Source organism: Sulfurimonas sp., assembly GCF_029027585.1.
Classification (GTDB): domain Bacteria; phylum Campylobacterota; class Campylobacteria; order Campylobacterales; family Sulfurimonadaceae; genus Sulfurimonas.
The window spans coordinates 2,220,187-2,245,843 of sequence record NZ_CP093397.1; the positions used below are offsets into that span (position 1 = coordinate 2,220,187).

Genomic DNA, 25,657 nt, shown 5'->3' on the forward strand with positions numbered 1-25,657 from the left:
TCACGATAACAGGAAAACTTCTAGAAATTGCCTCTATTGTTGATTTTTTGAAGATACTTTTTTCCTGAAACTATTTTAATATTTTCTACATTACCATCTGACAATATCTTGAACTTAACATTTACAAGACCCTCTACTCCTCTTCTTCTAGCCATATTTGGGTAGGACTTATTACTATTTATTTTATGGATTAAATGACTAATAAACAGATCTTGTTTTGCCTGAACAACTTCATGACTGATTTTATTTTGAGTCTCTGTAATAGTTTCTACAGGTTCAATAACTTCTTTAGTTTCTTTTTCAACTACTTCTGTTTCTTCTACTATAGATTCCGATATTGATTCAGGAATAGGCTCTTCTTTAACCGGTACAGGCTTTGGCTTAGGTTTAGGTTTTTTCTTAAACTTAGGACTTTTTTCTATTTTAGGCTTAGAAGTTTCTGCTTGTGTTACTACTGAGAAACAAATTTTTTTTGTTGCCTTTATGTTGACATCTGCTTTGCAACTGTCGTTAATACTTACAAAATATACTAGTCCTATAATTATGACTAAATAAAAAATAGAACTGATTATAAATGATGAGATATATCTGTTCATGAATCTGCCCTGTACTTATGAAAAAAGTTATACATTGTCGGAAGATAAAAAAGATTTAGTATAGTCCCCCACAAAAGTCCAAAACCTATGGTAACTGCTAAAGGCTGAAATGTTACAGCTTGTGCTGTTGCAAAAAATATTAGTGAGGATAGACCTATAATAGTTGTTATAGATGTTAGTATAATAGGTCTAAACCTTCTAGGAGCAAGGTCAAATATATCCTCTTTTGTCTTTGCCTTTTTTATGGTTGCCATCATAAGAATACCGTCATTAACAATAACTCCGGCTAATCCTAATGCACCGATTAGAGATGGTAGTGAAATATTTAAACCCATAATAAAATGTCCTGCATAGACACCAAGAAGAGAAAAAGGAATAACAGACATAACTATAATAGTCTCTCTTATAGAGTTAAAAAGGTAGAGTATAGATATAAATATAAGTATAACAGCAAGTCCAGATGCTAAAACCATTTCAGTCTGCATAGCTCTTTGTTGCTCTCTCTCACCTTTAAATTTTAGCTTTATACCTTTTACTTCTTTTAGCCTTTGGATAGTTGGAGTAATTTTTTCTAGAACCTCTGTCGCTGTTATTATGGAAGGATTTACATTAGCAAAGACATAAAAATTAGTTTCGCCATCATCTTTAACAAGTCTCTCCAGAGACTCAACTTTTTCAAACTCACATATATCTTTTAACTTTACAAAGACGCCATCTTTAAGAGGAATTTCCAGTCTTTTAAAACTCTCCAAGTCATCTTCAATATTTAATGATTTTACTTTTACATCTACAAGTTCGTTCCCGTCAAAGATAGTACCTACTTTTCTTGTGAGGTATAGACCGGATATATATTTACCAAGAGAACTCTCTGTAATACCTAAATCTTCACCATAAGAATTTAGTTTTATCTTTATCTCATCAAGTCCTGTTTTAACATTGTCACCAAAGTACTTTATGCCGTCTATTTTAGAGAAGCTGTCTTCTATCTCTCGTATGGTCTTTATAGCTTTTTGATAATCTTCACTGATGATACCGATGCGAATATCAGCTTTTGTATGTCCCATTTTTTTCTCAACAACCATGAGGTTACTTAAGTTAAAGCTTTTTTTGTATTTTTGCTCTTTTAGCCAAGTTCTAAGGTCTTTAGATATTGCTTGTGAAGATTTATCTCTTACTCTACCAGCAGGGTCATAATAGAAACTAAGGTAAGGAGTAATATACTTGTCTACAAAGTTTGAAGGTTTCATCTTATGCAGTTCAAGAGAGAGATACCCTACATAAGGGTACATCTCGGCAGAACCTGTTGCACTTCTTCTATATCCGGCAGTAGAACTCACATGTTTTACAAAAAATCTGTCTTTCTCTTTTAAAATACTTTTTTCTAAAGTCTGAACAATCTCCAGTGATTCTTCTAAAGTAGTTGTAGGTTTTGCCTTAAATGTAATGTTTATTGATGAAGAATCAAATGGCTGAAACATTTGAAATTTTGAACTTTTCACACCGTAGTAAATTAGGGCAGGTACGATTATTACAAATGTAAGCAAGAAAGTCTTTTGGTACTTTACAAGTTGTTTGAGAACTCTTAGGTAGAGTGCCTTTACTCTATCCCAGGAGAGTGTTCTTGATTTACAAGAGAGAGTATGTGAAGCGTGAATAGGTAAAAATATAAACGATTCTATAAGTGAAGCGACAACAAGGGCAGAGAATGCTATAGGTATAAGCTGTATGATTTCTCCAAGTTTTCCACTTAGCATCAGTAGAGGGATAAAAGAAAACAGTGTAGTTATAGATGCAATGGTTACAGGTTTTGCAACCTCTTTTGTCCCCAAAAAGGCAGCCTCTCTTGGAGAGTAGTCTTTTTCTATGTACTGTTGTATATTTTCACTCACAACGATAGCATCATCTACGATAATACCAATAGCAATAAGTACACCGACAAGAGAGTTGACATTGATACTGTGCCCTGTAAAGTAGAAAAAAATAGCACCCATGACAAAAGATGTTGGAATACCCAAAGCGATAATAAATGCAATACGGACATTTATAAGTATTGCAGTTAGTACAGTTATCAAAATAACGCCAAGTAGGATGTTAGAGATAACAATGTTTAGTCTGTCTTTTATTACAGTTGATTTATCCATTCTGACATCGAAGTTAATATTTTTTACTTTCATCTTGGATATGAGTTTTTTGATATCTTCGGCTATCTTAACTGCATCACCTTTTGGGTTTTGTGAAACAGCAAGTGTTATAGAGTTATTTCCATTCATACTTGCAAGGGTAGAAGCATCTTCATATCTTTTAGTTATCATAGCTATGTCTTTTAGCTCGATGCGTTGATTATCTATGTTTAAGATAGTATTTTCAAGCTCATGAGATTCTCTTTTGTCATTATGAGTAGAGATGTAGTACTGCTGTTTGAGATTTTCTATTTTACCAAGAGGAAATATATATGATACTTCTGAAAATACACGAATTACTTCATTTAGAGAAATACCGTAGGCATTAACTTTTTTCTCATCTATTAAGACTTCATAAAAAAGTTCAGAGTCTCCAAATATAGTTACATCTGATACATCTTTTATGGAGAGAAGTCTGCTTTTGAATTTTTTAGAGAGTGCTTTTAGTCGGTCTCTAGGTGCTTTAGAAGAGATTATAGATACATGCATAATACTTTTAGAATGTGCAACTCCACGAATAATTGGCTCATCCATATCACTTGGAAGGTTTACTCTTATTAAAGATATAGCATCTTCAACTTTTGTGATAACCTCTATTTTTTCTGCTCCCTTTTCAAGCTCTAAAATTATCATAAATCTTCCTGGGGATACTACTGATGTTACACTATCAACACCGACAATGTTTTTTACTTCATCTTCGATCTCAGTAACTGCCATCTTGTTTAGCGTATCTACAGATGCACCGCTATATGAACCTCTAATTGTTACAGAGTTAGGTTCTATTGTAGGAGATATTTCTTTTGGAATCTGAGTATATGAAAAGATACCAACTCCAAAGAGTAGGAAAAATAGAATATAGTTGATTTTATAGTTATCAATAAAAAAGTTTAATACTCTTTCAAACATTAATTAGTCTACCTCGTTTTCATATGTATGAGACTCATGTGCTAAAATTGCCGCTCCATATGATGTAGTTATTTGTGGAAATTCAGGAATAAAAATCTCTTTTCCAAGCTCATTTTCAATAGCATGAACTAAACCACCGTTAAGAGCTGGACCACCATCAAAATAGATATTCTCTTTTATACCGACTCTCTTTACTAGTTTGATGATTCTTTTTGCTATAGAGTAGTGAACTCCAGCAACTATATCTTCTACACTATTGTCATTTCCTAAAAGTCCTATAATCTCTGACTCAGCAAAGACTGCACAAGTACTATTAATAGCTAGTGGTGTACCCTTTGATTTAAAGTGATAATCACCTAACTCGTCAACTTCAAGTTCCAAATTCATGGCAACAACATCTAAAAATTTTCCAGTTCCGGCTGCACATCTGTCATTCATAGCAAAATTTACTACATTTCCTTCACTATCTAGTGAAATTGCTTTAGAATCTTGTCCACCAATATTAATAATGGTCTTTATTTCACACTTATCTGCCGCAGCCGCTCTAGCACCAATTGCATTTGCAGTGATTTCACTTATATTTTCATCGGCTTCTTTAAACAGTTTTCTACCGTATCCTGTTGATACCGTGTAAACTAACTTATCTTCACTAATATTATGTTCTTTGAGTATCTCTTTTAAACTCTGTTTAGCATACTTATAAAACATACTTCCGCTAGCACTTATTTTATGCCCGATTAACTTTTTATTTTCATCTATAAGTGCTACTTTAATAGCAGTTGAGCCTATATCTATCCCTGCAAAATACTGCATTAGCGTTTCCTTCTTCTATTTTTAAGAGACTCTACAAAAGCTTCAATTCTAGTTGTTAGCTGTCCTAAATGACTAGGAGAGTAATCACTCTCAAGATAAATGATAGGGATTCCTTCTTTCTCCATAGCCTCTAAAATAGATCTTTGTTCCATCTCATATACTTGGCATCCAGCAAATGCCTGATAAACAACACCATCTGCCTTATAATCTTTTACTAAATCAATAATTCTTCTTTTTCTATCTTCATTTTTTGTAAATATCGGACATGTACACCCTTTGAGATATCTGTCTGCAACACCATCGACCATGTCATTTACAAACCACTCATCAACACTCACCATATCATTAAACATTCTGTTTGATGAACATGTCTCATCTGCAACGATAATAGCATCTGATTGCTCTATAAGAAGAGGGACTTTAAGGTTTGGAAATATAGGAGGGGAACCTGTATAGACGATTCTTGGACTTCTCTTATGTGCCATACTGATTTCATCTTCTACTCTTTGCTCACACTCTTTTGCAACTGCTTCAATTGCTTCTATCCAGTTATCTATTTTATCGAAGAAAAAAGCATTAGTAATCATAAACATATCTACTCCAGATATAGGAACATTTATGTTTTTTCTTAAAATATTTAGTCTGTGATAGAGATGCTGAGCGAAACCGACTTTTTGTATAGACTCTTTTAACTTTTTTCTAGTTAGTTTTTTACCCAAATTATTTGACAACTCTTTAGTGAATTTTCTAACACTGCGTCTCCAATACTCACGGCTCTCTTCACTCTCTTTTGTTCTAGGAAACTCCATATCATAGACTGAAAATCCCATCTCTTCTATAATAGCACCGGATTTTGCTTTTTGGTCACATGTTGTAGGAGATATAACTATATCAGGCTTATCTGTGAAGTTGTTAGATGCAAACTGTCCTACAGTTGCCTTGACTAATGGACATGCTTTTGAAGGTAGTAAATCACTACCTATCTCATCATTAGTATAAAAACCGTTGCATAGTCTTAGTGGAACAGCATCTAGTGCGTAGATGATTTCTGATGGCACTTGGATGCACATAGTACCAACTTTTACTTTGTCACTATGTAGAGGCTCATGTTTGCAATGCACACTTTCAAAAAGAGCATAAAAATAATTCGTAGACTTTGGAGGCTCTTTAAATTCATGTTTTAGCTTATCGAGGACACTTATGGCTTCCATGGCTTTGTGACGGTTTTGTTTCTCTTTTGGAGTCTCTATAGTATGTTTTCTCATATCTTTAGTCATCTTTTTTCTCCAGTTTGTCCATTTGCATTCTTTTAACAAAACCGCCTTTTGTAGATTTGAATATTGGATAATTTATAAAATCTACATGTAAGGCATCATCTTCTGGACAAGCAGCCACACACTTCATACATAAAATACAGTCATCTCTTAAGATATTGCTACTTGTTACATCATCAGCAATATCTTTTATCTGCATATCGCAAACTGTATAACAATCACCACACTTTGTACATTTATCACCATCTTTTTTTAGTTTTAAAAGTGCCGCATCACTAAAGATATAATGCATCGCACTCATAGGACAGAAAAAACAGAAAAATCTTTTTTTAACAAATGAGCCAACTACAAAAAGACCTGTAAATATTAGCCCCAGTGAAGTAAGGATCATCGCACTCTTTGTTGAGAAGTCTAAACTCCACTGAGAGACATCGCCTACAAATAGAGGTGTTATCATCCTTCCTGGACAAATCTCACAAAATGCTGTTCTCCACTCACCGCCAAGAAGTCCCATACCAACAGCCATAGGGGCTAAAATTACAAGTGCGAGCATAATGTACTTTATCTTTTTTAGTTTACTGAATTGTGGTTGCGTATAAGTACTGTACCTGATACCCATCTTTTTTCTAAGCCCCGTTAACCAGTCTTGCATAGTTCCAAGAGGACAAGCATAACCACACCATGCCTTGTTAAATACTATAAACCATAGTAAAAAAGTCATGAAACTTATGGCAACTGAGATGCTAGCTACACTAAAAAGCACATCCAAAGGACGAGCTAGTTGATGCTGTAGAGGCAAGAAGTAACACATACCTCCAACTTCTCTATCGTAACCACATGAAAATACAGGGATGCTGTTTCCCAAGTTAAGAGAAAAGTAACCGCCATATATAAAGATGATAAAGAAAAATAGTTGCAACCAAAAACGAAATTTTCGAATGTCTGCTCTGTTTATAAAGTCTCTAATTCTTTTCATCAAATCTCACCTCTTTAAAAGGTCTTTGTCTTCTTTTTCTAAACCAGTATATAGCGAACCCTGATAGTATAGCTGTAGAAGTTGCCGCAAACAGACCATAAGCGTAAGACCTATAAGCACTATCTGCTGGATAATAAGTAGATGTGTATGTCGCTTCGTAGTTTATAGATGCATACTCTTTATCATTATGTGTACCTTTAGCATTCTCTGCGAAGTTTGCAGTGAGTAAAAATTGGTTCTTATGTCTTCTGTCAAACTTGTTCCACTCAGGAAAATAATCTTTTAAAAGTGTGAAAACTGCTACTCCATCTTTATCTGTTTTAATGGTTTTTGACCAACCTGTTTGAGTTGATAAGGTAAGAGACGCATTTTGAATGGCTTTAGAGTTGAGCATAACTTTTAGTCTTATTTTGTCGCCTGAATATAGACGATGATAAAATGTCTCACCGTCTTCTCTGAGTCTTAAAATATCAAAAGGTACTTCAGCAATTGTATGAGCTGACATTTTTTCTTCGTCATAAACAGCATCGTTACTATGATTAAATCGCATTTTTTCATACTTTGCCGTTTGAACATAAAGAGTCTTGTCTTGGAGTGTTTTACTATTATAGTAAAGGTTGTAGTAGCCATTATCAGGCATTTTAAAACTAACAGATTTACAGCCTCTATCTTTTGAAGATGTTAGTTTTGTTGTTATTAAGTTAGCATCTAGAACATAAAGATCGGCATCTATGTTACCCAAACAGTTCTTTTTTCCAGAGTTGTCTTCAAATGTAGGCCACATTTTTTTTGAAGGAACTTTATTTCTTGCTCCACCGTGGCTATGCCCACCACTATACGATTTTCTTTTTTTGGCTTCTGGGTTAGTATCTGAAAAATATATGGTATTAAATGCTGTTGGTTTTTTATAACTTTGAGATGGTCTTTTTTGAAAATCTCTTAGAGCATTTTTATATGCTTCATCAAAGCTTACAATTTTTCCGCCATATTTTGTTATAAAGGCTATAGCTTCTGCTTGGGAGGCAAAAGCCAATTTGCTCATCTTTGACATAACTCCTCTTTTTTTACTTCCTAAAACATAGTAAGCTTTTTTAGCATCTATGAATTTTAAACTTTTTAAATCTACAACTTGAAAGTCTGTAAGTGGAGTTTTTTTGATACTGATTTCTTTTGAAAAACAGTGAAGAGAACAGAATTGTTTAGTTACCCCATCTTGTTTTGCTACATAGTTGGCTTTAAAAGAGTTTGCCAACTTCATTCCACAAGTTGTACAAGATTTTTTACTTCTACCTGATTGTAAGATTGTGGCTTTATCATTTAGTACTGCTTGAAACATCTTCGCACCACCACCATGACTGCCATGTCCTCCAGAAACTCTGCCGTAAGTATCTAAAATAAGTGATCTGTACATATTGACACTTAGGAAGAAAATAATCAGAGATGCTGCAAAAGGGTAAGCTATAATCTTTCTCATCTTATTGGCATCTAGTAGTTTCATTCTTTTATAAAGTATGATTAGTGCCCAAGCTATTGCAATCCATTTGAGTATGCCAAACATATGCAACCAACTATCTCCTCTATTTGCCAGAGATGCTACATCAACAGTAAATCCAAAACCTTGAGCAAATCCTTCTACTATCTTCTCATATCCCTTTATGAAAAATGTCTCTAACGAGTGAGCGATTGAACCTAATATAAATAGTGGAGCATAAGAGTATCCAAGATCATAAAATATTTTAGAAAAATCTTTTTGAAGAATTTTAGATGCTATAAACATACCAACAAGAGCCGCTACAATAGTAAATAGCATCGCATAAAGAAATGCAAATAGACCGATAGGGTCTATTGAGCCAAAACTAATAAAACCTTTGAAGAACTCAGCTGTTTTTGACCAAATCATATCACTTGCAGCATTACTTCGTCCGATTCCATGGTGAAACGACATTGTAATTGGAATAGAAGCAAGTATAAGAACAAATGCCCATACTTCTGCTTTTAAAGTTTGAAATTTTGAAAATAGAGAAAATGATGGTTTTTTAGTTTTAAAACTAACCGCTTCACATGCAGAGCTACAATCCATACATAGGGTACAGTCAGTCATAGAATTTCGTTTGTCAAATGTAAATGGTTTTAAGTTATAAGGACAAGCAGTTGCACACTCAAAAGTTTTACATTCATTACAAGCACTTTTATAAGTTCCCAACCATGTAAATGATAGTTTTGAGTAGGCTCTAGTTAGTGTTCCAATAGGACAGATATATTTACAGTAACTCATATCTTTATATAAAAAATATACTACAAAAGAGATTAGGGTCATAACTGTAAACATAATAGCAGTTCCCATAGCTGTTCTATAGACTCCAGGGAACATATAGTAAATCCCCCACCAGCCAATTACAAGTAAAAAAACACCTATATATTGGTTTTGCATCCATTTTGGCATAGTCTTTTTTAAACCAAATTTTGTAATGTATTTTCCCATAAAACCATGAGGGCAGATGCCACAGAAAACTCTTCCTAATGTAGGGAGAGTGATAACCATAAACAAAGACCAAAAGATACCCAAAACACAGCCCAAGTAAACAAGTTATCTTTACCTGTATGTATGTAACCAAAATATATAGCATATAAAAATAGAGCTGATACTACTATTTTTAGAGTCATTAAAAATTTCTGATTTTTAAATAAAAAACCTATTATAGGTTTGGAATAAATATCATCTTTGTCTCGTTTTATAAAATCTACCATTATTAAATCCTAAACCTTTTTTAAAGTACTAAAACGCCATTTAGTACAAGTATTCCTACTGTTATGAGCAGGAGCGCCGCTATTCTTTCTATATAAACTTTATAAGAAGAAAATTGAAGCATCAATCCCTTAATTAGTTTTGAGAGTATAAAACCATAAAATATTATTGAAAATATAACAGCACCGACACCAAAAAAAAGACCTAGTCCTATAGAGTTGTAGATGCTACTGCTATTTGCTGCCACTGCCAGAAGAGCCATAATCGGAGCACATGGATTGATTGACATAGTTGCACCAATAGTAAAAAAACCAAGTTTGTTTAACTTTGGTTTTTTTATTAATGGTGTAGTGTATCCACAAGAACTAGTTGAATTAAAGCTCTTGTAAAATAGATATATTCCCATAGAGATAGTACTAGCACCTAATATGATGCTAAAAATTTGATTATCATTTAGCATCTGTTTTACCCAAACAGAACTCAAATACGCCACTATCGCTATTAGCGTATAGCTGAATATTCTTCCTAAACTAAAAGGCAAAATAATTCCTAGTGCTTGCTTTGTATTGCTAGAATTACTAATAAGTATAGGACTTAGAAATGGCATACATGAGAACATACATGCCGTTGCTCCATAAGAGAGACCAATGATAAATATTGATATAAAAGCTGTATATTCCATTAATTTCTCTTCTTAGTTTTTCTTGGTAATTATTCCAAGGTTTTTAAACTCTTTTTCTTCTAGAGAGTCTAAAACTGAAACAAACAGGTCAAACTTTGCATCTTTGTCACAGTTGATATGAACTGGTATTTCTATATCATGTTTAGAAAGTTCTATAATAATGTCTTTTTTTAAGACCTTAACCTTGTCAAATAAAATATCACCATTCTCTTTTATAGTGATAGTAAGATTCTTTTTGTTGTTTTGCTTTGTTGCAGTTTTTGCATTTGGAAGATCAACAGGAATAATCCCTTTTGCTACGAATGTTGCAGTTGTAAGGACTATTACAAGAAGTACAAGCATAATATCAATAAACGGGACTACATTTATTGAATCAAATTTTTTAATTTGCAAGTTTTCTCTTTTCTTTTATATCCCAATGAGCTAGAACAACTTCAATTTTTCTAGCTAAATGGTTGTAAAATACTATGGCAGGAATTGCTACTATAAGTCCCATAGCAGTAGCTTTTAGTGCAAGAGCTAAAGATGTCATTATTGTTTTGGCATCCAAATCATTACCTTCTCCCATAGAATAAAAAGTAATGATAATTCCAAATACTGTACCAAGCAGTCCGATATATGGTGCATTAGAACCAAAAGTTGAGATAATGTTGATATTGTTAGTAAGTACAATTTCAAGTTCTTCTTTTGTTTCAAAGTTATTAATATCTATTTCTCTAAAAAAAATAATTCTCTCAATCCAAAACCAAAAAGTCATAAAACTCATAACTCCAAGAAGTCCAATAACACCGTAGTCAACAAAGTCTTTTATTAGTTCTATATTCATATTTTTACCAACTTATTATTAAAATTTTATAGATGCACCTGCAAGGAATGTTCTACCTGGATTAACAGTTAATCCCATATCTCTTATATCATATAGATTATCGTCATTCCTGTCACCAGTTACACGAGGCATCATGTAGTATCGCTCATCAAAAATATTTTCAACTTTTCCAAATACTTCGATTTTGTAGTCTGATATTTTTGTATTGTATTTAGCTCTTAGGTTAACAACTGAATAGCCGTTAACTTTAACTCTGTTAAGTTCATCTGCATATTGAGAAGATCTGTATTTAACATCAGCCGTAAGTATTACACTTGGTATGATTCTGTAGTTTCCTTCAAGATATACTGTATGCTTTGAAGTTCTTGGTACAGTATTTCCAGAAAGATTATGCACGCTATCAACTGCACCATTTAAGATTAGCTTATAACTGTCAAATCTTGTGTATTGTGAATCAAGATATGTATAGTTAAAAACAAATGACAAATCTTTTGCCTTATTGCTGTTGACACCTAGTTCTACACCCATGTTTCTGATATCTGCAAAGTTACCGTAAGATGTAGCAGGAGCAGTTGGGTCAATTACATAGTTACCGCTGTCTCTTGTAATCGTATTATCTCTGTTTAGTTGGAAAATAGAGATTTCGTAAGATAACAAATCAGTTTTTTGTCTAAGACCAATTTCGTAGTTGATAGTTGTCTCAGTCTTTATATCAGGGTTATTAGCATATGTATATCTACCGGATAGAATATCACCCGCAAATAGTTGAGAGATTGTAGGAACTCTAAAACCTGTAGAGACATTCGTAAATATTATTTTATCTTCGTCAAGTTTATATGTTGCACCTACACGATAAGAATCTTCATAATATTTTTTCTCAAATGTATCTGATGTCAAATTATTTTTATAATCATATGTAATTTGATCATATCTTGCATTTAAAGTAGCAACAAATTCTTCAGATACTTTGTATTTTAACTCGCCGTAAATCGCATTAATACTTTCATCTAATTTTGTATCACTACTAACTGTTCCCTTTGGTACAACAGGTCTTGGTCCTGGAGGGTCATAAGAAACTCTATATGTTCTTTTTTTGTCCTCTTTATTTCTGGCGATATCTAAACCAATCATACCTGCTGATTTTTGTGTATTTTGTCTGTACTCTGATTTTAAACCGATTTGTTTAGTATTTGCATACGCATCATATAAATGATCATCTTTTTGACCATTGGAATTACTGTCATATGCACCACTTCTATTCTCTGTCTTATCGTTATAGCTATATAACTGAGTCATTAGATTTGAGTTACTTGTAATATCATTTGAGTATGTAATAAAGTATTTTTCTAAATCTATATTATATTTTGTAGAATATCCTACTTGACCAACACTTTTAGGATTGTTATCAACTTGATTAGTATAAACACCTGCATCAAATGTTGTATGAGTAATAGAACCTGTATCATCTTCATATCTTAGTGTTTTATCTGCACCAATCGTAATATCACTGTTGTCATTTATATAGTATTGAAATTTACCATTAATAGATTTAGTCCAATAATCAGAATTTTCCCAGTAACCATCACTTTTTTTAAAGCTACCTTGAACATTCATAGCAAAGCTCTCTGTTGCTGCATTGTATGTCATTAGATACTTTTGATAGTTATAACTTCCTTGTTCTGTAGCGATAAAACCTTGGTTCTTACTTTTAGGTCTTTTTGTTGTAATAATGATAGCACCGGCAATTGCATCGTTACCATATAAGTATGAAGCACCACCTTTTATAACTTTAATAGATTGAATATTATCAACATCAATATTAACACTTCCTGCTCTTTCTTGAACAGGTACACCATCGATTACGATTGCTACACCAGGTTTTTCACCCATATACATCTCAGTAGCAACACCTCTAATGTGAATTTTGTTTGAATCACCTTCATTTTTTCTTACAGTAACACCTGGAATAGTGTTTAAAACATCAGCAATATTTTCTGCATGGAAAGACTCAACTTCTTTACCACTCATTGTTGCCGTACTTGATACATTGAACTTTTTTGTATCAAATTTATCATCAATTGTTGATGATTCAACCTGTATTGTTCCTAAATCTGAGGCTGCTACATTAATTGCAAGCGCACAAATAACCGATAGATAAACTCTTTTTTTCATATATTTCCCTTGAACATATTTAAAATTATTTATCAGGATTATAAGAATAAAGTGTTAATTATGTATTAAGTTTTATGTTTAAGTAAGATTTAATATAAAATGTTGTTTGTAGTTAAATTATGTATGATAGAGAAAGTATTATAACCCATCTATCATTTTAATAAGCTCTTCAGGTCTATTTGAATTTTTAATAGCATTTTCTTTTGTTATACTTCTTTTTTGAAGCAGTTCTAATAACTCTTGAGTTTGTGTGCTCATATGAGTTTCTCTTTGATTTAGTTGCATCTGTGAGTATATTTGATGAACTTTGTCTTCTCTGATTTGATTTTGAACAGCAGGGTTTGTTATAAGAATCTCTTGAGTTGCGACTTTACCACCACCGATTCGAGGGATTAGAGTTTGAGAAACAACTGCTACAAGTGAAGATGCTAACTGTGCTCTTACTTGAGCTTGTTCATCTCCATCAAAAACATCGATGATACGGTTTATAGTTCCAGGGGCAGAGTTTGTATGAAGTGTTCCAAAAACTAAGTGACCTGTTTCTGCTGCTGTTAAAGCCGCTCCAATAGTTTCAGCATCTCTCATTTCCCCGATAAGAATGATATCTGGATCTTGTCTTAGAGCATATTTAAGTGCAGATGCAAAAGAGGCAGTATCGTTTCCAACATCTCTTTGAGAAAAAAGAGATTTTATATTTTTATGAACAAACTCAACAGGGTCTTCGATTGTGATAATATGTCGTCTTTCTGTTAAGTTTATCTCATGAAGCATAGATGCTAAAGTAGTTGATTTACCACTTCCTGTTGGTCCAGTTACAAGTATAAGACCTTTTTCTTTTTTTATAAGTTCTTTAAAAATCGGGGGATTTCCATACTCATCGAGAGTTGGTATATCGATAGGAATCATACGAAAAGCACAAGCAACACCACCAATAGTACGGTAATAGTTTGCACGAAAACGACCAATACCTTTTAGCTCAAAAGAAAAGTCAAGTTCATTTAGATCTTCAAAAAGTTTCTTTTGTTTATCTTCTATGAGTGAGTAAGCCATCTCTTCAATATCTTTAGCATTTAAAATTGCAAGATTCAGAGGACGAAGTTCTTTGTCTATCCTGATTTGTGGTTCACTTCCAACAACAAGGTGTAAATCACTTGACCCATATGCTAAAACACTCTTTAGTAGTTTTTTTATATCAACTACTTTTTTAACTTCTTCACTCATGATAGATGCTCCTGTAATATTATTCGATTATTTTTGGTACTATAAAAAAGTGGTCACCGCTTAGAGGTGCATTTTTAATGATATTATCATTTATGCTTGTATCACAAGAAGCTAAATCTTCTCTTGTAAAAGTTGCATTATCATTCATCGCAAATTTATCATCAACCCCATCTGTATCTAATGCACTTAAATTATCCACAAAACTAACAATTTCAGATAATTGAGTGATAATTTCTTCTCTTTTATCATCTGAAACTTTTAAAAATGATAATTTTTCTAGTTTTGTTAGCAATGCGTCATTTACTTGCATTTATGTTCCTAATGTTATTATTTTATATGATTGTAACAAAAAAATTCTATGTGTTTGATGAAACTTTAACAAAGTATGCGATATTATTTTAAACTATTTGAAATAAGGAATATTTTTGAGTTTAAAAAATGATATAGAGATGGTAAAAGAAGAGTTGAATTCTGAAGAAAAGTTTTTTGAAAAAGCTGTAATTACTGAGAAGTTTGTTAAAAAATATAAAAATAAAATGATAGTAGCATTAGTTGTCATTGTAGTTTTAGTTGTCGGAAATATTGCATATGACATTAACAAGCAAAATCAAGTAACTGCTGCAAATGAAGCTTTGAGTGTTTTAAGTAAAGATTCGCAAAATTCTGAGGCGCTTTTAACACTAAAGAGTATATCTCCAGATTTGTATGATGTTTGGGTTTATTCTAACGCGATTGCAAAAAAAGATTTTATTACTATAAAAGAGATGAAAAATTCTTCTGCATTTTTGGTTGGTGACTTAGCTTCTTATGAGTTTGCACAAAATACTAAAGACGCTAAAGCTTTAAACACTTATGCCTCAAAACAAGATGCAATATATAAAGATTTAGCCTTAGTTCAAAGTGCGATTATCCTTATGGGTGAATCAAAAATCAAAGAAGCACATGAGATTTTGCAAAAAGTTCCAGTTCAGTCATCATTTGCAAAGATTGCATCTGCACTACTTCATTATGGAGTAAAGTAGTATTTTGAAACATATATTATTACTATTTTTTATTGCTTTTATTTTTGGAGCATGTAGTTCAAAAGAGGTATTTGAGCCAAAAGTTGTAAAAGATGATTGGAGATTTTATGGAAGTAAAGAAGAAAGAATAGTTGATGTTTCTTCTGATGTCGCGATGCTTGAGAGTAGAAAAGTTCTTTTAAAAGATGGTGAAATAGAAACTAAGATTGAAGAGTCACATAGACTTTTAGGTAGTAGCGATGGTTGGATTTTAAGTTCAAGTATAGATGGAAAACTAACTATTGACTACATAGAAGATGCAACTATGAAAAAAACTTTTAATCTTAAAAAAACCATAGCAGCAGCAAGTATAAAAAATGATGTATTGGCAGTTTTGTTTGCAGATAATGAAATGGCACTTTATTCAGTATCAAAAAAATCTCTTCTTCTTAAAATACAAGGAAGTCCACCAATAGTTGTAGATTCTAAGATAGTAAACCCTTACTTTATGAATGATTTGGTTGTTTTTTTAACGCTTGATGGTAAAGTTGTAATCGTCAATGCAAAACTAAAAAAGAAACTAAGAACTGTTATCGTATCTTCAGAAGACAACTTCAACAATATTATAAACTTTCATGTAGTTGATTCAAAACTTATAGCAGCAACAGGTAATAAAATCTTATCTATGGCAGCAAAAGAAGTTAGAGTTAGTTACGAGATAAGAAATATAACTTATGATGATATAAACATCTATATAACTACTAAACAAGGTGAGATAATCTCTTTAACCCCAGATTTGCAAGTAAACTCAAAAGTTAAATTTCCATTTGCTCACTTTTTAGGTTTAATTGTATATAAAGATAAAATTTATGCTTTAGAAAAAGAGGGTTACATAATAGAACTATCAAAAGATTTACTAAAATATGATGTATATGAAGTTGATGTTGAAGATGGTTATATTTTTGTAGCTGATAAAATCTTTTATGTAGATGATGAGTATATCTCATTTGAGTAATGAGCTAGAGGCTTTTTTAGAATATATTAGTGTAACAAGAGCTCTTAGTAAAAAAAGTGTTGAGGCTTATAAGAGTGACTTGTTACACATAGAAGAGTTAACTTCTGCTTCTCTTATAAAACTTGAACAAGATAGCGTCTTAGCAGTGTTATCTAGCTATGAAAATAAAAGAACTTTAAATAGAAAACTTTCTGCGTTAAATGCTTTTTTGATTTTTGTTATAAAAGTCAGTTTAAAAATGAAAAAACAAGATACAAATTTGCAAAAGTTCCAAAACTTCTCCCTAAATTTTTATCATATAAAGATATACTAGATGCTTTAAAATACATAGACAGAAGTAGTTGGCTTGGACTTCGTGATTATGCTTTGATACTGTTTTTGTTTGCTTCAGGAGCAAGGATAAGTGAGTGCTTAGCTTTAAGAAAAGAAGATATAGAGGATGGCTGGTTACATATACGACATGCTAAAGGTGAAAAGGAACGCATAGTTCCCGTAGCTAAAGTAGCAGTAGATGCTATCAAAATATATCTCAATAAAAGAGAGTCAGATAACGAATATGTTTGGTGTAATTATAGAGGAGAAAGTTTAAGTCGCATAACCGCATATAAGATAACTCAAAAATATTTACAAGTTTCTCCTCATGTGCTTCGTCATTCTTATGCTACAGCACTTATAAGTGGAGGAGCAGATTTACGAGTAGTTCAAGAGTTGTTAGGTCACGCTTCACTAATGACAACTCAGATATATACACATATTCAAAAACAAGACTTAAAGGAAACTGTAGAAGTTTGTCACCCTTTGGCATAAAATAATTTTTTTGTTATAATATAAAAACAAAGAAAATAAGAATGAATATCAATTATGAAAAATATAAAAAATAAAATACTATCAAAAACTTTTTTAATGTCATTGTTCTATAGACAAAATAAATGGCATCAGCATGGTGTTTTTTTACATACTTTAAGAGTTCTCTATTATACTTTAAAGGCAAAAGACTATAAGCTTATTGGTGGAGCATTTCTGCACGATATTGGAAAACCATTTGTAGCGTATGATAAGCATGATGATGAGATACCTTTTTTTGAGTATAGTTTTACAGACCATGAAGAAACTTCTTATCAGATAATAAAGAACTGGTTTTTCTTAAGTGAATATACTAAAAAAATAGTTCGTTATCACTATCTTATAAGAGATATGCATTGGAGTCAACACGAAGACCAAGTAAGATATAAAAGTAAAAAAAGCAATCTGGGATAGACTTGATAATGAGATGAAAGATGACTTAGCTAGGTTTTTAATTTATGATGACTTAGGCAAAGGTAAAAAGAGAATATAGTTCTAATATATAAAATTTATTTGATTAATCATACAGTTTATTAAAATAAATCTAGTTATATGAAAAAATAAATAGTTTTTAACTCTATATCTCTTTTATTTACTAGTTAAATAATTAATTTAAGTGTGATAAATCAAATAATACATGGAGTTTATGAAAATAATGAAAAAATTACTACCATTTTTTATAATAATTGTTTTTGTTGGAATTATTGTTGGAGTTTTTTTATCTTTAGCTTCACAAAATCAGATGATAGTTACTATGCAAAATAACAAATCAAAACAACCTATACAGATGCAAATAAATAAATACCAAGATAGTGACTGCGGAATGCTTATAGATAATATGGAGTATATTTCTCAAGTTATATCTCCATCTTCTCAGACTTGGTTCTTTCATGACCATGGTGGTTTTGTAAAATGGTTACAAGATAAAGAGTTTAAAGATGAAGCTGTGATATGGGTAATGAGTAAAGATAGTAAAAGATGGATAGATGCTAGAGTCGCTTTTTATTCTTTAGTAGATAAAACGCCGATGGGATATGGCTTTGGTGCTTATGAAAAAAAAGCTTTAGGATATGTAGATTTTGATACAATGAGATTAAGAATGTTAAGAGGTGAAACTCTAAATAATCCACGAATAAGAAAACAACTTTTAGGAACAAAATAGTACAAATATGGAAACTGTAAATTTATTAACTATTATTAGCATCGCTTTTTTAGGTTCTTTTGGTCACTGCATCGGAATGTGTGGTGGTATAGTTTTGGCATACTCAACCATAAAGATAGAACCACAAAGCTCTAAAGTGACAAAAAGTGTAGCGCATCTACTTTACTCTTTTGGTAGGGTTTTTACATATTCTATCTTAGGTGCCATTTTTGGTGCAATAGGTGGAGTAGTTACATTTAGCAATAATGCAAACGGTGCTTTACTAATTTTTGCAGGAATTGCAATGGTTTTAGCAGGTTTGTCCTTGATGGGCAAGATAAAGTTTTTAACTCTTATAGAGCATTCTTTTTCATCTTCTTCGATTTATAAAAATGCTTTTAAAAGTGTGCTAAACTCAAAATCAAATCTTAGTTTCTTTTTACTTGGTATGTTAAATGGCTTACTACCATGTGGTTTTGTTTACTTTTTTGCTATAACAGCAGCTAGTACAGCAAGTCCAGTCTATGGAGCCTTAGTTATGGTAGTGTTTGGAGTAAGTACAATTCCTGCTATGTTTGGCTTGGGTTTTTTAACCTCTCTTACTTCTGCAACAAGTTTTAGAAAGATGATGATGTCTTTAGCATCTATCGCTGTTATAATATATGGAGTTTATACTATTTACAATGGTTATGACTACATAAATAGACCTGAAAAAACTTTAACAGAGTGTCATACTTAAAGAATTTTTAAAAATATGTTAAAATATGACTGAGTATTATATCAAATTGGGATGAAATAGAGTAATGAATAAAAAAGAGATACTTATAAAAAGATTTGCATCTATTCAAGATTTCTTAGGTGCAAAAATATTTTCTCTTCTTTTGGAAACTGCTGGAATAAATAATACAAAAATGAGTGAAGTATTATCAAATATTGAAAAAGAAAATATTATAGATTCTCTTGAGAACTGGATAGAATTAAGAGAAGTTAGAAATGAACTTGAGCATGATTATCCAGAAGAATTACAAGAAGCTTTAGATGATTTAAAGTATTGTGTAGATAGTTTTGAAAAGCTTGAAGGTTATTATTTAAACTCATTAAACTTCTTTAAAAAGTATGATGTATGAGGTTATCAAAAAGAGTGATTGAAATATTACAACATAATATAAAAAAGAGTTTCGGTGATGTAGCTGTATACTTATTTGGAAGTAGAACAGATGATAGTAAAAGAGGTGGAGATATTGATTTAGCGATAGATGCTGACATATCAAAGCAAGAATTTAGAAAGAAAAAATCTTTATTTTTAGCAATGCTTATGAGAATTGATTTTGATTATAAAATAGATATTGTAAGTTTTAATACAAAAAATGAATTGCTATATAGTGAGATACATAAAAATCATATAAAGTTAAATTTTCAATAATAATAAACCGCATTAAAGATATAATAAGTGCAAATTAAAATAGGATTTATTTATGAAAAGCTCAATTCTCGATAGTATAAAATCTCTTCCTCCACTTTCAAAAACAATAATAGATATAAATAAAGTTTATGCAGATGAAGAAGCTGGAATAGTTGATATGGCAAAAGCAATTGAGCATGACCCTATGATAATAGCAAACCTTTTAAAAGCAGCAAATTCTCCTCTTTATGGTTTTTCAAAAGATATAAAAAATGCAGCCCAAGCTGTGAGTCTTTTTGGTATGAGTATGACTCGTTCTATCGCTTTGGGAAATGCTGTTCGCAAGCTTTTAAATGTTGATATGCAACCTTATGGCGTTACATCAGAAGAGTTTGCAGATATTTCAACTCAGCAATCTGCACTAATGCTTAGTTGGTATAACCGTTTAGATAAGACTAAAGCAGATAAGCTTTATCTTGCAACACTTCTTCAAGAAACAGGAAAGATACTTATAGCTAGTGATGTAATAGAGGATGATGAAACTATAAGTTTTGCATCTGAGATAGAAACAACTAATAACATTGCTATGGTTGAGAAATCTTATGTTGAAATGACTACTGCAGAAGTTACAGCCATTGTTTTTGAACATTGGGGATTTAATAGTGATTTTATTGAAATGATTAAATATTCAGACACTCCCGCATCTGCCCCTGAGTCTATAAGGGAATATGCAACAGCACTTCATATCATAAAAACAGTAGTTCCTGTAAATAAGCCATTTTCTGAGGTTTCCATAAATTTTGGACTTAAAAAAGCTAGTGATGCTGGATATGACCATGAACTTTTAGAAGACGCTATTGATGATATGTTGGATGTACTATAGATGTCTAAGGTAGTTACAGTCATAGATACTTTTGGTTTTTTCTTTCGTAGTTTTTACGCACTCCCTCAGCATCTTAAAAATAAAGAAGGCTTTCCAACAGGACTCCTAACAGGTTTTACAAATTTTATATCAACTTTACAAAAACAGCACGATAGTGACTATATTATCTTTGCAATCGATACAAAAGGTCCTACTTTTAGAAATGAGATAGACCCAAATTATAAAGCAAATCGTAAGCCTCCTCCAGAAGAGTTAAGTATGCAATTACCAATCGCAATAGAGTGGATAGAAAAAATGGGTTATAAGACTTTAGGCAAAGTTGGTTTTGAAGCCGATGACATGATAGCAACAGTTGTAAAACTTGCAAAAGAAAAAGAGTATAAAGTTAGGGTGGTTTCTCACGATAAAGACCTTTACCAACTCATAGAAGATGATAAAGTAGTGGTTATAGATGCTATAAAAAGAAAAAATATGGATGAAGATGCTTGTTTTTTAAAGTACGGTGTAACTCCAAAACAGTTTACTGATTATCAATCAATTTTGGGAGATAGTGCAGATAATGTCCCTGGTGTAAAAGGGATAGGCAAGGTAGGAGCTGAAAAACTTTTAGTTATTTACAAAACGCTAGATGCAATCTATGCCAATATAGATGAGATTAAACCCCCAGGAGTGCAAAAGAAGCTTAGAGAGTCACATAAGTCAGCTTACATGTCAAAAGAGCTTGTAACGCTTAAAGATGATGTAATGGATTCTATTGATTTTGAAGAGTATAAGATGGATGTTGAGAATCCATTTTTAAATATTTATGATGAACTTGTAAAGTATGAACTCAATGCAATTCTTAGAGTAATCCACGCTAAAAACATGGTGAGTGATGAAGTTAAGACACAAATTAGACAAGATGTAGAACAAGAAGTACAAAATAAGAACTTAGATTTTAAAGCAACGCTTATAACAGAAGTATCGCATCTACAAAAAGTCTTAGATTCTTTAACTCCAGATACTATTGTCGCTTTTGATACTGAAACAACAGGGCTTGACTACGATAAAAACTCTTTAGTTGGTTTTAGTTTTTGTTTTAATGAAGAAGAAGCTTTTTATGTTCCTTTTGCTCACTTTTATCTAGGTGTATCTGATCAGATTTCTAAAGAAGTTGTAGCATCTGCTATAAGAAAGATATTTAACTCTAAAGTTGTTGGGCATAACATCAAGTTTGACCTTCATTTTGTAACTAGGTTTTTAAATGAGAATGACTTAGATGTTTATGCCGATAGTATGATACTTGCATGGCTCATAAACTCAGAGAGTGCTTTAGGTCTTGACAAACTATCAGATAAACTTTTAAATCATAAAATGGTAGCCTTTAAAGATACAGTTAAAAAAGGTGAAACTTTTGCAAGTGTAGAGCTAGAAGATGCCACTAAGTATGCGGCTGAAGATGCATATATAACACTAAAACTGTTTTATCTTTTAAATGAAAAACTAGAACTCCAAGATGCCTCTCATCTGATAGACTACTCAAAAAAAGTAGAAGTTCCTTTTATTAAAACTTTACTAGAAATGGAAAAAGATGGCATAAGGGTTGATTCTTCTTTTTTAGAAGAGTTTTTAAAAGAGGTTAAAGTTACACTATCTAAGTTGACCAAAGATATTTATGCTTTAGCTGGGAGTGAGTTTAATATAAATTCAACAAAACAACTAGGTGTTATACTCTTTGAGCATCTAGGACTTCCTGTTGGCAAAAAAACAAAAACAGGTTACTCTACCGATGAGAAGGTACTAAGTTCGCTAAAAGATAAACATGAGATAATTACTTCTCTTTTAGAGTATAGAGAAACATATAAACTCTACTCTACTTACATAGAGCCACTTTTAAAACTATCAGCTTTAGATAAAGACTCTAGGATTCATACTTCTTTTGTTCAAACAGGAACGGCAACGGGAAGGTTAAGTTCAAAAAATCCAAATCTTCAAAACATACCTGCTAGAACTACTCAAGGTTTAAAAATAAGAGAAGCGTTTGTGGCATCTGAGGGTAAGAAGCTTATAGGCATTGATTATTCACAAATCGAGTTAAGACTTCTGGCTCACTACTCACAAGATAGTGTGTTAGTAGATGCTTTTAAAGCAGATAAAGACATTCACTTGCAAACTGCCATAGCCCTTTTTGGAGAAGAAGAAGCACCTAAAAAAAGAGCAGTTGCTAAAACTGTAAACTTTGGACTTCTGTATGGTATGGGGCAAAAAAAACTATCTCAAACTCTTGGTATAACAACAAAAGAAGCTAAAGAGATAATCGAGAAGTATTTTGAGTCTTTTCCAACTGTTAAAACTTACTTTCGCTCTATTGTAGATAAATCAAAAGAGATGGGGTACATTGAAACCTTACTTAAAAGAAGAAGATACTTTGACTATGAAACGGCATCTCCTATGTTTAGAGCAGCTTATGACAGAGAGTCGGTTAATAGTGTGTTTCAAGGAAGTGCAAGTGACTTAATCAAACTTTCTATGAATGAGATAGCTAAGGTTATAAAAAGTGAAAGATTAAATGCAAAAATGCTTTTACAAATCCATGATGAACTTATCTTTGAAGTAGATGCTTCTCAAGCACAGATGCTAGGAGAGAAGTTCCAAAACATAATGGAAAATATCTATGAGTTAAGTATTCCACTTAAAGCTAGTATGAATATTGGTGATAATTGGGGTGAACTGAAATAGAGTTGTTTTTCGTAATATTTTTTTATTTTTGATACAATATATAAAATATACAAGGCTTTCAATGAATTATAATTTTGAATGGGATCCAACAAAAGCAAAAAGTAATTTATCTAAACATAACATTAGCTTTGAAGATGCAACCTCAATTTTTAAAGACAAGAATTCAATTTCGCTCTTTGATGAAAGCCATAGCGAAGATGAAGAACGATGGGCCACTATTGGATTAGATGTGAAAACCAGAACACTTGTTGTTGTTCACACTTATATTTCAGTAAATGAAAAGACTTATAATATAAGAATTATAAGTGCAAGAAAAGCAACAAAAAAAGAAATAAAATTTTACAATGAAGGATAAGCAAATGCAAAAAGAATATGATTTTTCAAAAGGCACAAGAGGAAAGTTTTATAAAAAAAATGTAAATTTTCACTTACCAATATATTTAGATTCAGAACTTGAAGATTTTATAAATAAAATTGCTAATGAGAGAAATACAACTGTTACTCAAGTTGTAAACAATTTACTATTCAAAGACAAAGAGCTTATCGAACTAACAAGGGCTGAAGTCTAGCAAAACATAATAATGAGTGTTATGTAAGTTTTTGAACAATTAATTATTATAATTAAAATAATGTAAAAGTATGACAAATCATAATACTTAATATTTAACGAAATAATAGGAGTAAAAATGGATACATGTTTTATAATTCAGCCTTTTGATGGAGGGCCATTTGATAAAAGATACCTTGATGTAATTAAGCCAACTATTGAAAAATGTGGACTAGAACCATATAGAGTAGATGAAGACCATCACTCAAGTATACCAATTAATGATATTGAAGATAAAATAAAGAGTTCATTAATTTGTCTTGCAGATATAACTTTAGATAATCCTAATGTATGGTACGAATTAGGTTATGCTATTTCTGCGAATAAACCAGTAATTATGATTTGTTCAAAGGATAGAAAAACTAAATTTCCATTTGATGTACAACATCGAAAAATAATAACATATTCAACTGAATCCTTACAAGATTTTGAAAAATTAACAAAAGATATCGAGAATAGAGCTAAAGCAATTTTAGAGAAAAGGGAAATATTAATAAAAGTTTCATCAGAAAGTATTGCTGATATTGAAGGTTTAGCTCAACATGAACTTATTACAATAGTTGCGATTGCAGAGAATTTAGCAAGTCCACAAGATAATGTATCATCATATACTATAAAAAATGATATAGAAAATAGTGGATTTACTAAAATGGCTGCTGTGATAGGATTACAAAATTTAGAAAGAAAAGATTTAATTTCAAATCAAGAATATCAAGATTCTTATCAACATGATTCTTATATTGGTTATCAACTTACAAAAACAGGGTGGGATTGGATTATGAATAATCAAGAAAGATTTGAAATGAAAAAGCAACAACCAATACAACCAATACAGCAAGTACAATCAGTACAAATAATAGATATTGACGAAGATGAAATACCGTTTTAGTCTAATAAAATCTTGCACACTTATAAAATGCCTTTTTGCTTTTTATTGATAAAGTCAACCGTTTTCCATTCACTGCATGACTGGATAACTGGCACGCGGGTTGAATACCCACTTGCAAATTCGGTCTTAATATAGTACCATTAAAAGACTGAAGGAGATTTTATGCAGTTAGTTAATGATATAAAACCAGTTACATATTTAAAAAATAGAGCAGCTGATGTGTTAAAACACATAAATGAAACTCACCGACCGATGATTATCACGCAAAATGGTGAAGCTAAAGCTGTTATTCAAGATCCAAAAAGTTATGAAGATATGAAAAATGCAATTTCTATTTTAAAACTTCTTTCTTTTGCCGAAGAAGATATTAAAAATGGAAACCTTCATAATGAAGAAGATGTATTTAGTTCGGTAGAAGAACTACTTAAAAAATGAGTAAAACATATAAACTTCAATGGACAACAAATGCAAAAGATGACCTTTTGAATATTGTTGATTACATAAAAAAAGATAGCCCTCACAATGCTAATGAGATTTATTTAAAAATTAGAGCTAAAGCTAAAATAAGCAATTTTTTTCCTTTTAAAAGTCGAGTTGTACCTGAACTTCAAAAAGAAGGTATCACACTGTATAGAGAAGTTATAACATCTCCTTGGAGAATTATATATAAAGTTGGAAATGACACCGTTTATATAATGGCTATATTAGATTCAAGGCAAAATGTTGAAGAATTGCTGCTACAAAAACTGCTAAAAGCTTAAATACT

The 25,657-nt window shown here is 31.7% G+C and carries 29 protein-coding genes; 16 read left to right on the forward strand and 13 right to left on the reverse strand.

Going from position 1 to position 25,657, the window contains the following annotated elements:
• Positions 1-20: 20 nt before the first annotated feature.
• From MOV50_RS11570 to gatC, 13 genes are all read right to left on the reverse strand, one after another.
• Positions 21-596, reverse strand: a complete 576-nt coding sequence (locus MOV50_RS11570) for a TonB family protein (RefSeq protein WP_321778057.1) — start codon at positions 594-596, stop codon at positions 21-23.
• Positions 593-3,682 carry an efflux RND transporter permease subunit gene (locus tag MOV50_RS11575; RefSeq protein WP_321778058.1) on the reverse strand — a complete coding sequence of 1,030 codons (3,090 nt, stop codon included), beginning with the start codon at positions 3,680-3,682 and terminating at the stop codon, positions 593-595. Before MOV50_RS11575 ends, MOV50_RS11570 begins: the two co-directional genes overlap by 4 nt.
• 3 nt (positions 3,683-3,685) lie before the next feature.
• The gene (locus MOV50_RS11580; protein WP_321778059.1) at positions 3,686-4,495 is read right to left on the reverse strand and encodes an acyl-CoA dehydratase activase; all 810 of its coding nucleotides are present in this window, start codon (positions 4,493-4,495) and stop codon (positions 3,686-3,688) included.
• Positions 4,495-5,772, reverse strand: coding sequence for a 2-hydroxyacyl-CoA dehydratase family protein (locus MOV50_RS11585; protein WP_321778060.1), 1,278 nt, complete (start codon positions 5,770-5,772; stop codon positions 4,495-4,497). Before MOV50_RS11585 ends, MOV50_RS11580 begins: the two co-directional genes overlap by 1 nt.
• Entirely contained in the window at positions 5,765-6,745 is a 981-nt protein-coding gene (locus tag MOV50_RS11590) for a 4Fe-4S binding protein (RefSeq protein ID WP_321778061.1), read from the reverse strand. Before MOV50_RS11590 ends, MOV50_RS11585 begins: the two co-directional genes overlap by 8 nt.
• Positions 6,732-9,287, reverse strand: a complete 2,556-nt coding sequence (locus MOV50_RS11595) for a nitrous oxide reductase accessory protein NosL (protein ID WP_321778062.1) — start codon at positions 9,285-9,287, stop codon at positions 6,732-6,734. Before MOV50_RS11595 ends, MOV50_RS11590 begins: the two co-directional genes overlap by 14 nt.
• Entirely contained in the window at positions 9,263-9,493 is a 231-nt protein-coding gene (locus MOV50_RS11600; RefSeq protein ID WP_321778063.1) for a hypothetical protein, read from the reverse strand. Before MOV50_RS11600 ends, MOV50_RS11595 begins: the two co-directional genes overlap by 25 nt.
• 20 nt (positions 9,494-9,513) lie before the next feature.
• Positions 9,514-10,173 (reverse strand): sulfite exporter TauE/SafE family protein, encoded by a 660-nt coding sequence (locus MOV50_RS11605; protein WP_321778064.1) that lies wholly within the window; start codon positions 10,171-10,173, stop codon positions 9,514-9,516.
• Between the two features lie 12 nt (positions 10,174-10,185).
• Positions 10,186-10,566, reverse strand: a complete 381-nt coding sequence (locus MOV50_RS11610; protein WP_321778065.1) for a biopolymer transporter ExbD — start codon at positions 10,564-10,566, stop codon at positions 10,186-10,188.
• Positions 10,556-10,999 carry a TonB-system energizer ExbB gene (gene exbB / locus MOV50_RS11615; protein ID WP_321778066.1) on the reverse strand — a complete coding sequence of 148 codons (444 nt, stop codon included), beginning with the start codon at positions 10,997-10,999 and terminating at the stop codon, positions 10,556-10,558. Before exbB ends, MOV50_RS11610 begins: the two co-directional genes overlap by 11 nt.
• A gap of 18 nt (positions 11,000-11,017) precedes the next feature.
• Positions 11,018-13,171, reverse strand: a complete 2,154-nt coding sequence (locus MOV50_RS11620; RefSeq protein WP_321778067.1) for a TonB-dependent receptor — start codon at positions 13,169-13,171, stop codon at positions 11,018-11,020.
• A 138-nt stretch (positions 13,172-13,309) separates the two neighbouring features.
• Positions 13,310-14,392, reverse strand: a complete 1,083-nt coding sequence (locus tag MOV50_RS11625; RefSeq protein WP_321778068.1) for a type IV pilus twitching motility protein PilT — start codon at positions 14,390-14,392, stop codon at positions 13,310-13,312.
• A 19-nt stretch (positions 14,393-14,411) separates the two neighbouring features.
• Positions 14,412-14,702: an Asp-tRNA(Asn)/Glu-tRNA(Gln) amidotransferase subunit GatC gene (gatC, locus tag MOV50_RS11630; RefSeq protein ID WP_321778069.1), complete on the reverse strand. Its 291-nt coding sequence runs from the start codon at positions 14,700-14,702 to the stop codon at positions 14,412-14,414.
• Between the two features lie 115 nt (positions 14,703-14,817).
• Here gatC and MOV50_RS11635 point away from each other — a divergent pair, with 115 nt between their 5' ends.
• From MOV50_RS11635 to MOV50_RS11710, 16 genes are all read left to right on the forward strand, one after another.
• On the forward strand, positions 14,818-15,414 hold the full coding sequence (locus MOV50_RS11635) for a hypothetical protein (RefSeq protein WP_321778070.1): 597 nt from the start codon (positions 14,818-14,820) through the stop codon (positions 15,412-15,414).
• Positions 15,415-15,418: 4 nt separating this feature from the next.
• Complete coding sequence (locus MOV50_RS11640; protein ID WP_321778071.1) at positions 15,419-16,408, forward strand: hypothetical protein; 990 nt, start codon at positions 15,419-15,421, stop codon at positions 16,406-16,408.
• The gene (locus MOV50_RS11645; RefSeq protein ID WP_321778072.1) at positions 16,401-16,721 is read left to right on the forward strand and encodes a site-specific integrase; all 321 of its coding nucleotides are present in this window, start codon (positions 16,401-16,403) and stop codon (positions 16,719-16,721) included. Before MOV50_RS11640 ends, MOV50_RS11645 begins: the two co-directional genes overlap by 8 nt.
• A 14-nt stretch (positions 16,722-16,735) precedes the next feature.
• Positions 16,736-17,215 (forward strand): tyrosine-type recombinase/integrase, encoded by a 480-nt coding sequence (locus tag MOV50_RS11650; protein ID WP_321779672.1) that lies wholly within the window; start codon positions 16,736-16,738, stop codon positions 17,213-17,215.
• A gap of 54 nt (positions 17,216-17,269) precedes the next feature.
• Complete coding sequence (locus tag MOV50_RS11655; RefSeq protein WP_321778073.1) at positions 17,270-17,665, forward strand: HD domain-containing protein; 396 nt, start codon at positions 17,270-17,272, stop codon at positions 17,663-17,665.
• A gap of 241 nt (positions 17,666-17,906) precedes the next feature.
• Positions 17,907-18,413 carry a hypothetical protein gene (locus MOV50_RS11660; RefSeq protein ID WP_321778074.1) on the forward strand — a complete coding sequence of 169 codons (507 nt, stop codon included), beginning with the start codon at positions 17,907-17,909 and terminating at the stop codon, positions 18,411-18,413.
• A gap of 7 nt (positions 18,414-18,420) precedes the next feature.
• Entirely contained in the window at positions 18,421-19,131 is a 711-nt protein-coding gene (locus MOV50_RS11665; RefSeq protein WP_321778075.1) for a sulfite exporter TauE/SafE family protein, read from the forward strand.
• Positions 19,132-19,195: 64 nt separating this feature from the next.
• Positions 19,196-19,519 (forward strand): hypothetical protein, encoded by a 324-nt coding sequence (locus MOV50_RS11670; protein WP_321778076.1) that lies wholly within the window; start codon positions 19,196-19,198, stop codon positions 19,517-19,519.
• A 14-nt stretch (positions 19,520-19,533) separates the two neighbouring features.
• A complete protein-coding gene (locus MOV50_RS11675) occupies positions 19,534-19,815 on the forward strand; it encodes a nucleotidyltransferase family protein (RefSeq protein ID WP_321778077.1) in 282 nt (93 codons plus the stop codon).
• 52 nt (positions 19,816-19,867) lie between these two features.
• Positions 19,868-20,677, forward strand: a complete 810-nt coding sequence (locus MOV50_RS11680) for an HDOD domain-containing protein (protein ID WP_321778078.1) — start codon at positions 19,868-19,870, stop codon at positions 20,675-20,677.
• Entirely contained in the window at positions 20,678-23,395 is a 2,718-nt protein-coding gene (polA, locus tag MOV50_RS11685) for a DNA polymerase I (RefSeq protein WP_321778079.1), read from the forward strand.
• A gap of 61 nt (positions 23,396-23,456) precedes the next feature.
• Positions 23,457-23,750 carry a BrnT family toxin gene (locus tag MOV50_RS11690; protein ID WP_321778080.1) on the forward strand — a complete coding sequence of 98 codons (294 nt, stop codon included), beginning with the start codon at positions 23,457-23,459 and terminating at the stop codon, positions 23,748-23,750.
• Positions 23,751-23,754: 4 nt separating this feature from the next.
• A complete protein-coding gene (locus tag MOV50_RS11695) occupies positions 23,755-23,964 on the forward strand; it encodes a hypothetical protein (RefSeq protein ID WP_321778081.1) in 210 nt (69 codons plus the stop codon).
• A gap of 117 nt (positions 23,965-24,081) precedes the next feature.
• Complete coding sequence (locus tag MOV50_RS11700; RefSeq protein ID WP_321778082.1) at positions 24,082-24,891, forward strand: hypothetical protein; 810 nt, start codon at positions 24,082-24,084, stop codon at positions 24,889-24,891.
• 162 nt (positions 24,892-25,053) lie between these two features.
• Entirely contained in the window at positions 25,054-25,326 is a 273-nt protein-coding gene (locus MOV50_RS11705; RefSeq protein ID WP_321778083.1) for a type II toxin-antitoxin system Phd/YefM family antitoxin, read from the forward strand.
• Complete coding sequence (locus MOV50_RS11710) at positions 25,323-25,652, forward strand: type II toxin-antitoxin system RelE/ParE family toxin (RefSeq protein ID WP_321778084.1); 330 nt, start codon at positions 25,323-25,325, stop codon at positions 25,650-25,652. The genes MOV50_RS11705 and MOV50_RS11710 overlap by 4 nt, the downstream gene beginning before the upstream one ends.
• Positions 25,653-25,657 lie beyond the last annotated feature (5 nt).